We start from the raw sequence: 6,035 nt of genomic DNA on the forward strand, positions 1-6,035 counted from the left end.
AGCGTCGCTGCTTCCGGTGCGGCGGGTGCGGTCCCGCTGACCGGTGGCAACGGCGGCACCGGCGGCGCGGGCTGGAACGCGGTAACCCCGGGCGCCAATGGCGGTAACGGCGGGCGCGGCGGCGCCGGCGGTCTTGTCGGCAACGGCGGCGACGGCGGTGCCGGCGGCAACGGCGCCATCGGTGCCACCGGCACCGACCCGACCCAGAACGACGGAGCCGGCGGGACCGGCGGCAACGGCGGTCGCGGCGGTGATGGTGGCGTAGCCGGAACAACCGCCGGCTTCGGCGGTACCGGTGGCGACGGCGGGATCGGCGGGCAAGGCGGTACCGGCGCGACTGGGGCCAATGCAGCGGATCCGACGGCGATCGGCGGCACGGGTGGTAAAGGCGGCACCGGCGGTGTCGGCGGTAACGCGGGTAACGGCGGCAACGCGCCGAATCCCCTTGGAAACGTGGGTGCGGGTGGTAACGGTGGTGCCGGTGGGGCGGCCGGCCTCGGCGGCGACGGCGGCAGAGGCGCCGATGGCACCGCCGCCCTCTTCAACGGCAGCGCGGGTGGCATCGGCGGTAACCCGGGCACGGGCGGGGCCGGCGGACAAGGCGGCGTCGGATCGAGCTTCGGCGGCAACGGTGCGGGCGGTGCCGCGGCTACCAGCGGCGGCAACGGTGGCGCCGGTGGCAACGGCTACAGCGACCCCACCCTCAGCGGCCTTGCCGGCGGTGACGGTGGCGTCGGCGGCCAGGCTGGCGCCGTTGGTAACGGTGGCGCCGGCGGCAAGGGTGGCAACGGCGCCCAGGGCGTCACGGGTGCCGCCGAGTTCGAAACCGGTGGCACCGGCGGCATCGGCGGTAAGGGTGGTGCCGGTGGGCAAGGTGGCTCCATATCCGGCAACGGCGGTGCCGGTGGCGCCGGCGGTATCGGTGGCAAAGGCGGAACTGGCGCGGCCGGTATCGACTCGATTGACCCGACTCTTGCTGGCGGCGCGGCCGGCCAGGGTGGTGTCGGTGGCCAAGGTGGTCTCGGCGGCAATGGCGGCGGCGTGACACTTGGGAAGGGAACTGTCGGCGTGGGTGGCGCCGGTGGTAACGGTGGTGCCGCCGGTATCGGCGGGAACGGCGGCGACGGCGCCGCGGGCACCGCAGCCCACATCGACGGCAGTGCAGGTGGTCTGGGCGGTAACCCGGGTACCGGAGGGATTGGCGGTAACGGCGGGTCCGGCTCCGTCGCCGGTGCCAAGGGCGGCACGGGCGCTGCGGCCACCTTCGGCGGCGACGGCGGCGACGGCGGTGCGGGCTTCGCTGCTGAAGCGGGCTCCAACGCAACCGGTGGCGTCGGTGGCACCGGTGGTGCCGGCGGTGTGCTGGGTAACGGCGGTACCGGTGGTGTCGGCGGTGCCGGCGATGGCAGCGGCGCTGGTGGCGCCGGCGGTCACGGCGGCGACAGCGGAGCGCAGGCCGGCAACGGTGGAGCGGGTGGCACCGGTGGTGCTGGCGGGGCGACGGCTACCGGCGGCATCGGTGGTACGGGTGGCCTCGGCCAATCGCCGTTGGGTATCGGCGGTGCCGGTGGTCACGGCGGTGTTGGCGGTGCGACATCCGGTGACGGTGGCGCGGGTGGCACCGGCGGTATCGGCCAGGCCGGCGGCGGCGCCGGCGGCGACGGTGGCGACGCCGGGAAGAGCGGCAACGGTGGCGCCGGCGGCACCGGTGGCGCCGGTCTGCCGGGTAAGAACGGTGCGGCCGGGGTCGGCTCGGGCGGCAATGGCGGCGACGCAGTTGCCGGCGGCTTCGGTGGTCGCGGTGGTAACGGCGGTGCCGGCGGCACGGTGTCCGGCAACGGCGGGGCCGGCGGGACGGGTGGCGCTGGTGCACAGGGCGGTACCGGCGGCAATGCCACCGACTCGACGAACCCGAATACGGCCGGCGGTGCGGGTGGTAAGGGTGGTGCCGGCGGCCAGGGTGGTGCCGGCGGTAACGGTGGTGCCGCCACCGCAGGCACTGTGGGTGCTGCCGGAGACGGCGGGGCCGGTGGCGCTGCGGGCCTCGGCGGTGACGGCGGCGACGGTGCCAACGGCACGGCGGGCGTCATCAACGGCAGCAATGGCGGTAGGGGCGGTGACGCAGGCCTCATCGGGACCGGTGGCGCGGCGGGCACCGGCTCGACTGTCGGCGCCAACGGCCTAAACGGCGCCGATGCGCCCAACAGCGGCCACGGTGGTAACGGTGGCAACGGCTTCGACAACGCAGCGAACACCACCGGTGCGGCCGGCGGCAGCGGCGGCAAGGGTGGTGCCGGCGGTTCGCACGGTGACGGCGGCAACGGCGGCACCGGTGGCAACGGCGGGACCGGCACTACCGGTGGCGCCAGCATCGCCGGCGGCACCGGCGGCGCGGGCGGAAATGGTGGCGCCGGCGGCGCTGGCGGATCCGTCCTCGGTGACGCGGGTAATGGCGGAAACGCCGGAAGCGGCGGCAAGGGCGGCCAGGGCGGTAACGGTGCTGTTGGCGCCAACTCCAGCGGCGCCAATGGCACCGCCGGCACCGGCGGCAACGCAGGCGCCGGCGGCAACGGTGGCGCCGGCGGCAACGGTGGCGCCGCCGGTACCGCCACGCTTGGAAACAACGGCACGGCCGGTAATGCCGGCAACGGCGGCAACGGCGGTAACGCCGGGACGGCCGGAGCCGGTGGTACCGGAACTGGCAACCGCACCAACGGCGGTACGGGCGGTAATGGTGCCGCTGGTGGGGCCGGTGGCACCGGTGGCACCGGCGGCACCGGCACCGCGACCACTAACGGTGGTGCTGGTGGTAGCGGTGGCCAGGGCGGCATCGGATCCACGGGTGGCACCGGCGGGGCTGCCACCGGTACGACCGGTGGCAACGGTGGCGGTGGCGGTACCGGCGGTAACGGTGGCGCCGGCGGCAACGCGGGTGCCGGTGGTGATGGCCAGAATGGTGGCTCCGCGGGTGTTGCAGGAAAGGGCGGCGTGGCCGGCGACGGCGGTGCCGGTACCACGGGCGGTAATGGGCAAGCCAGCAACACGGCCGCTAACCGCGACGCACGCAACGGTGGCGCCGGCGGCAACGCCGGTGTGGGTGGTGCCGGTGGCGCTGGCGCGTCCGGTGGCACCGCGATCGGCGGCGGAACCAACGGCGCGGCGAGTGCGGGTGGCGACGGTGGCGCCGGCGGTAAGGGCGGTGCCGGCGGTGCCGGTGGCACTGGAAATCAGGGTTCCAGTGGTAGCCAACCTGGCGGCCTGGGCGGCAATGGTGGTGCGAGCGGTGCGGGCGGTAACGGCGGTGCCGGCGGTGCCGGCGGTAATGGCACCACCACCACCGCGGGCGCAGCCGGTGGTAATGGCGGGCAGGCCGGCGCAGGCGGCACCTCGGGTGGCGGCGGCAAGGGCGGCAATGGCCTTGGTACTAACCAGAATGGTGGTCAAGGCGGCAATGCCGGCACAGCCGGCTCGGGCGGCATCGGCGGTGTCGGCGGCGACGGCGGTGACGGCAACGGCGGCGGGAACGGTGGAAACGCCGGGAACTCCGGCAACGGCGGGCAGGGCGGCGCCGGCGGCGGTGGCGGCACCCCGACGGGCACCGGCATCGGTGGAACTGCCGGCAACGGCGCGAACGGCGGCGCCGGTGGCAACCACGCCACTGGCGGTACCGGCGGAACCGGCCTGGGCGGCGGGCTCGATGGCGGCAACGGCGCCAACGGCATCCCCGGTACGGGCGGCGGCGGCGGTGCGGCGGGCACTCCGGGTACGGGCGGCGCCGCAGGTACTGCGGGCATCAACGGTCCCAACGGCACGTAACACCTCAACCCGGCCCGCCAGGTACTACTGCACACACGTCGAACAGCGATCGTCTGAAATGTTAGGAAGAGGATTGAGCCGGTGAGTTTCCTGACCTTGCCACCTGAGATCAACTCGCTGAACATGTTGCTCGGCGCGGGATCGGCGCCGATGGCGTCGGTGGCGTCGGCGTGGGACGGTTTGGCTGCCGAGCTCGGCTCGGCGTCGTCGTTCTTCGAGGGGGTGACCTCGGGGCTGATCAACGACGCCTGGCAGGGCCCGGCTGCCGCGGCGATGGGTGCGGCGGCCTCCCCCTACGCGGCGTGGCTTAGTGCCGCGGGAGCGGTGGCCGAGCAGGCGGCGTCGCAGGCCCGGGTGGTGGTGTCGGCCTACGAGACGGCGCGGTCCACGATCGTGCATCCGGCATTGATTGCGGGCAACCGGAATTCGTTCGTATCGCTGGTGTTGTCCAACGTCTTCGGACAGAATGCACCGGCGATCGCGGCCGCGGAGGCGGCTTATGAGGAGTTCTGGGCGCAGGACATCGTCGCGATGCTGGGATATCACGGTGGCGCTTCGGCGGCGGCTGCGGCGCTGACACCGTTCACGAAGCTGCCTCTGGCCCTGGGCGGTGCCGGTGGCGTGGTCAAGGCGGTGGCCGCGCAGGCGTCGGGCCTCGCGACCGCCGTCGCCGCTGCGGCACGCGGCGGATCTGGGAACCTGAGTAGTTTGCTGGGCAACATCAAATTCGGTGGAGCCGACCTGGGCAGCATTCTGCGCGGTGTGCAGGCAGGCACCGGGGGCCTGGCGAATCTGAAGCTGCAAGCCCTCGGCTGGGGTGGCACGGGTAGCGGCGCGCTCGCGTCGGCTGCGTCCTCCGGTCGTGGCTTCGGGTCCTTCGGTGGTTCGTGGGGTCGTCAGCTCAGCGTCGGCGGCTGGGAGAGCCTGCTCACCCAGGTCGTCGGCTCGCCGAATGTGACTGGTTTGGTGACCACGGCGCTCAGCAGCCCCGGTTTGACCAAGTGGGTGACGGGCCTGCTCAGCAATCCCAACTTCACGGCGGCGCTGACCAACGTACTCAGTAGCCAGGTGGTCAGTCAGGCCGTGCACACCGTCGCGAACAGCCCTGTGCTGACCAGCGCTGTCAACGCGGTGTTGGAGAACCCGGGCGCGGGCAGTCTGGTGACCAGCGTGCTGAATTCGACGGCGGTGGTGAACAGCGGCGGCTTGAACGGCCTGGTGCGCACCGTGCTGAGCTCGGGCGGCGGTGTGCAGCTGAGCAGCCTGCTGCAGAGCCTGAGCGCCGGCTATACCGGTGGCGGTCCGTTGGCGGCTGTTGCCGCAGCCACCACCGACGCCTTCGGCAATACCGGTACCGGCAATATCGGGTTCGGTAACACCGGGGATAACAACATCGGATTCGGCAACACCGGTAACGGCAATATCGGGATCGGCAACTCCGGTGTTGACCTGCGCGGCATCTTGAATGCGGGCGTGGGCAACTCCGGGTTGTTCAATACCGGCAGTTACAACACCGGTATCGGCAACTCCGGCACCGCCAACACCGGTCTGTTCAATCCGGGCAATTTCAATACCGGTATCGGTAACCGGGGCAGCTACAACACCGGAAGTTTCAACGAGGGCAGCTTCAACAGCGGTGACTTCAACGGTGGGGACACCAACACCGGCTGGTTCAATACCGGCAACCTCAACACCGGTATCGGTAACTCCGGGGACATCAACACCGGCATCGGCAACTCCGGCAACATGAACGTCGGGATGTTCGTGCGCGGCGACGCCCAAGGCGCGACCAGCGTTTCCTACTCGGTCCACATCAACCAGATTCCCGTGGACTTCGGCATGCGATTCCCGGTGAATACGACGATCGCCGGTGGCACATTCGACATCACCACGCAGCCGTGGAACATCGGGGTGCTCAACCTGGGCACTCTCAGCAACACCTCCGGCACCATCGGTCCCATCGACGTTCCGAGTATCACGATCAGCGGACCACGGCTGCACTTCACACTCGGCGCTCCGGGATACACCACATACGGGGGCATTGTCGGCACCATCGGCCCGATCGATATTCCGTTGTTCTCGATCCCGGTGGGCATGGGCTTCGGCAACACGACGGCTACCCCGTCGTCGGGATTCTTCAACAGCGGCTCGGGCGGTTCCTCGGGGTTCTTCAACACCGGTGCGGGCAGTTCGGGGTGGCAGAACATGGGGCTGGGTGC

At 71.5% G+C, this 6,035-nt stretch carries 1 protein-coding gene and 1 pseudogene; both read left to right on the forward strand.

The window, feature by feature from the left end; genetic code table 11:
- A pseudogene (locus AO501_RS40130) lies at positions 1–3,816 on the forward strand (PE family protein); the annotation flags it as partial.
- An 81-nt stretch (positions 3,817–3,897) separates the two neighbouring features.
- The coding region (locus tag AO501_RS09620) for a PPE family protein (protein WP_055577506.1) at positions 3,898–6,035 on the forward strand (2,138 nt) is incomplete at its 3' end.

Source organism: Mycobacterium gordonae (genome assembly GCF_001417955.2).
Classification (GTDB): domain Bacteria; phylum Actinomycetota; class Actinomycetes; order Mycobacteriales; family Mycobacteriaceae; genus Mycobacterium; species Mycobacterium gordonae_B.